At 62.4% G+C, this 2,441-nt stretch carries 3 protein-coding genes; all 3 read left to right on the forward strand.

The window, feature by feature from the left end; translation table 11 throughout:
* The first annotated feature begins 206 nt into the window (after positions 1-206).
* Positions 207-260 (forward strand): chloramphenicol resistance leader peptide, encoded by a 54-nt coding sequence (locus BEP01S_RS17370; RefSeq protein ID WP_011113070.1) that lies wholly within the window; start codon positions 207-209, stop codon positions 258-260.
* Positions 261-281: 21 nt separating this feature from the next.
* Entirely contained in the window at positions 282-1,457 is a 1,176-nt protein-coding gene (gene cmx, locus BEP01S_RS16435) for a chloramphenicol efflux MFS transporter Cmx (RefSeq protein WP_005297378.1), read from the forward strand.
* The coding region (locus tag BEP01S_RS16440; RefSeq protein WP_005297375.1) for an IS481 family transposase at positions 1,457-2,441 on the forward strand (985 nt) is incomplete at its 3' end. The genes cmx and BEP01S_RS16440, both read left to right, overlap by 1 nt.

A 2,441-nucleotide genomic window follows, 5' to 3' on the forward strand; every position in this document is an offset into this window, starting at 1 on the left:
AGGTGTGATGTCCAGGGACGTTGTTCTGGCCCCCGCCCGTAATGACACCGTGCCGATTCAAGAAGTATCTGTCCAGACCGCTTGCCATTGAAGGCATGTTAGAGTTTGGGGCATGTCGAGTCCCGAATCAGACAGGTCAGGGGTTGTCGGTCACACCGCCAGCCCCTTGAACCACTAGTTACGACGCCCACGATCTGTGTGGGCGTATGTCTGGCGTACCCGGGGCGCTGGCCGTGGTGACAAGAAGAACCATTTCTTGATCTCACACCTCGGAGTACTCGATGCCTTTTGCCCTCTACATGCTTGCCCTGGCGGTCTTCGTCATGGGCACTTCAGAATTCATGCTCGCGGGATTGCTCCCCGCGATCGCGACCGAACTTGACGTCTCGGTCGGCACTGCGGGCCTGCTGACCTCCGCATTCGCAGTCGGTATGGTCGTCGGCGCGCCAGTGATGGCGGCATTCGCTCGCCGTTGGCCACCGCGGCTCACATTGATCGTTTGCCTTCTCGTGTTCGCGGGAAGCCACGTCATCGGAGCGATGACACCAGTGTTCTCTCTCCTGCTCATCACCCGGGTGCTCAGCGCTCTCGCAAACGCAGGATTCCTCGCCGTAGCACTGAGCACGGCCACTACCCTCGTGCCAGCGAACCAGAAGGGGCGTGCACTGTCGATCCTGCTCTCCGGCACGACGATCGCAACCGTCGTGGGCGTCCCCGCCGGGGCACTGCTCGGCACAGCGCTGGGCTGGCGAACGACGTTCTGGGCGATCGCCATCCTCTGTATTCCCGCGGCCGTTGGAGTCATTCGTGGCGTCACGAACAATGTTGGTCGGAGCGAGACTAGCGCGACCTCACCAAGGCTCCGTGTCGAGCTCAGCCAGTTGGCGACGCCGCGGCTCATCCTGGCCATGGCACTCGGAGCGCTGATCAACGGAGGGACCTTTGCGGCATTCACCTTCCTGGCACCCATCGTGACCGAGACCGCGGGCTTGGCCGAAGCGTGGGTGTCCGTCGCGCTGGTGATGTTCGGCATCGGATCGTTCCTTGGCGTCACGATCGCAGGACGACTATCAGATCAACGACCTGGCCTCGTGCTCGCAGTCGGCGGACCGCTATTGCTGACAGGCTGGATCGTGTTGGCAGTGGTCGCATCTCATCCCGTTGCGCTTATCGTCCTCGTCCTCGTTCAGGGATTCCTGTCGTTCGGCGTCGGCAGTACTCTGATCACGCGTGTGCTGTATGCAGCATCGGGTGCGCCAACGATGGGCGGTTCGTACGCAACCGCAGCATTGAATATCGGAGCTGCAGCGGGGCCCGTGCTTGGTGCGCTCGGGCTCGCGACCGGGCTGGGGCTGCTCGCGCCGGTTTGGGTCGCTTCGGTGCTGACAGCGATCGCTCTCGTCATCATGCTTCTCACCAGACGCGCGCTTACGAAGACCGCGGCGGAGGCCAATTGATGACCCATCCGAACGCTCTTCTCACTCCTCGTGCCCGTCTCCGGTTAGCTCGGCTGATTGTCGAAGACGGCTATCCGGCCACGATCGCCGCAAAGATGTTCATGGTCTCCCCGATCACTGCCCGGAAATGGGCAGGCCGCTACCGGGAAGAGGGTGAGTTTGGGATGCAGGATCGCTCCAGCAAGCCGCACCGGATCCCAGGCAGGACGCCCGAGCATGTCAAGAAGAAGATCATCAACCTGCGCTGGCGGCTTCGACTGGGGCCAGCCCAGATCGCTGCGCGACTTGGTCTCTCGACGTCGACTGTTCACGCGGTCCTCGTCCGTTGCCGCGTGAACCGCCTCTCGCATATCGATCGTGTCACTGGCGAGCCATTGCGGCGATATGAGCATCCTCATCCGGGATCGTTGATTCATGTCGATGTCACGAAGTTCGGCAACATCCCCGACGGCGGTGGACATCGTTACGTAGGTCGGCAGCAAGGCGCACGGAACAAGCTCGCGACTCCGGGATTACCACGAGGAAAAGATCACAAGCCGCGCACCGGGACGGCGTTCGTTCACACAGTCATCGACGACCACTCCCGCGTCGCATACGCAGAAATCTGGTCGGATGAGCAGGCGAGCACAGCGGTGGGAGTTCTCGAACGCGCCGTGGCCTGGTTCGCCGAACGAGGCGTGACCGTCGAGCGAGTCCTATCCGACAACGGGTCGGCATACAGATCCCACGCATGGAGGGACTTCTGCGCTCGGCTCGGCATCCGACACAAGCGGACACGCCCCTACCGGCCGCAGACGAACGGGAAGATCGAGCGATTCCACCGCACGCTCGGGGACGGCTGGGCCTATGCCAGGTTTTACGGTTCAGAGGCCGAACGACGCCTGGCGCTGCCCGGCTGGCTCCACTTCTACAACCACCACCGACACCACTCTGCGATTGGCGGCGTACCCTTCGACCGACTCAACAACGTCCCTGGACATCACA

This window comes from Brevibacterium epidermidis NBRC 14811, assembly GCF_001570805.1.
In the GTDB taxonomy this organism is placed as follows: Bacteria; Actinomycetota; Actinomycetes; order Actinomycetales; family Brevibacteriaceae; genus Brevibacterium; species Brevibacterium epidermidis.

Coding starts and splice junctions, on each gene's coding strand:
- cmx (WP_005297378.1), top strand. CDS start 282: ATGCCTTTTGCCCTCTACATGCTTGCCCTGGCGGTCTTCGTCATGGGC.